Genomic DNA, 1,315 nt, shown 5'->3' with positions numbered 1-1,315 from the left:
CCAGGCTGACCTCCGGCCCGCCGAGACAACACCGGCCCACCCGACCAGCCGAACCGCCGACCCCCCGGCCCCCCACGACGCCAGTACCCGACAAGCCCCAAAGCCCAGTTGGACATACCGCGTTCGATCCCGCGGGGTTGACCTCAACCGCCCCACGGCCAAACGGCGTCCGGTTGATGAGGACAGCCCGGAAAAGGCCAGTCGCGCCGGCCGCCTCACTTCGTCCGGTCTTCAACAGAGCAGGGACTCTTCGCGAGCGTCCAGCGCAGTCTTGCGCGCCAGGCGACCAGTCAGATCGGCCCCGCCCGGCCCGGCCCGGGCGTCACACGGGAAACCATGCGACAGCCGCGAGGACACCCGACCGACAACCCGAGGGCGCAGCGCAGCCCTGGCGCGGACACACGACGCACCCAACCCACACGACCACACAGCAACGCACGACAAGCCCCCCGGCCGAACGAAAACCCGCCCCGTCGCCAAAGCCCAGTAGGCGGCGGGCGGCGGGCGGCGCAGTGTAGACGGGTGTCACAGTGAAGACGGGTGTCGCCGAGCCGTGATCGGCTGCACCACTTGGGGGCACGAAATCCGGACTGCGGGGCTGCCGCCCGGGAACCGTCGAACCGTCTCGGCGGCCAAAGGCCGGCCGGTGTCCTTAAACGAGGCGCCGGCCGGACGCAATCGCTACAGCGGGAGCGGGGTTCACCCGGCCCCGGTGCGCCAGGCTTGGCGCGCGCCGAGGCCGTCGCGGCAACTGGAGAGCTGCGCATAGCCAAGGCCCTCGTCGGTCAGACACCGGCCGGTGGCCAGGTTCACGAGCCTGCCGTCCCGCGCCCGGACCCACACCGAGTTGTCGTCCTTGCACCACTGCGAGACAACCACGGTGTGCTCGCGGCCGCTGGCCAGACATCCGCCGTCCGACCAGAAGATCCGTGCATTCCTCCCGGTCACGCCGTCGGCGCGTACCGCCCACAGGGCGCGCCCGTCCCCGGGAGCCTTCCCGCAATCACCGGTGAAAACAGCGCCGTCGTAGGAGTTCGCCTGAAGACAGCGGCCCGTCCAGCCATTGACGATCCGTCCGTGCTCGGCGGCTGACGCCGCCGATACGGCTCCGGTGAACAGGGCCAGCGCCATAGAGGCAACGAGAGCAGCACGATAGTGCGCCCTCCCCGTGGTTCGGCTCATGCGGCGTCCCCTTGAAAGAAAGAAGGATGAGGAAGACCCGTTCCCGCCAGGGCGACACCCAGTGACGGATCACACCTCATCGAAACAAGGACCGATCGGGAAGCAGCGCACCCCCCTTGGCGTCCCGGCGTGT

The 1,315-nt window shown here is 69.7% G+C and carries 1 protein-coding gene; it reads right to left on the bottom strand.

Annotation, left to right across the window (positions count from 1 at the left end; all coding sequences use genetic code 11):
* Positions 1–699 precede the first annotated feature (699 nt).
* The gene (locus TR49_RS27160) at positions 700–1,131 is read right to left on the bottom strand and encodes a ricin-type beta-trefoil lectin domain protein (protein ID WP_042386482.1); all 432 of its coding nucleotides are present in this window, start codon (positions 1,129–1,131) and stop codon (positions 700–702) included.
* Positions 1,132–1,315: the final 184 nt, after the last annotated feature.

It is taken from the genome of Streptacidiphilus melanogenes (genome assembly GCF_000787835.1).
Classification (GTDB): Bacteria; Actinomycetota; Actinomycetes; order Streptomycetales; family Streptomycetaceae; genus Streptacidiphilus; species Streptacidiphilus melanogenes.
The sequence above is the reverse complement of the archived record's forward strand: the minus strand, read 5'-3'. Positions and strand labels throughout refer to the sequence as shown.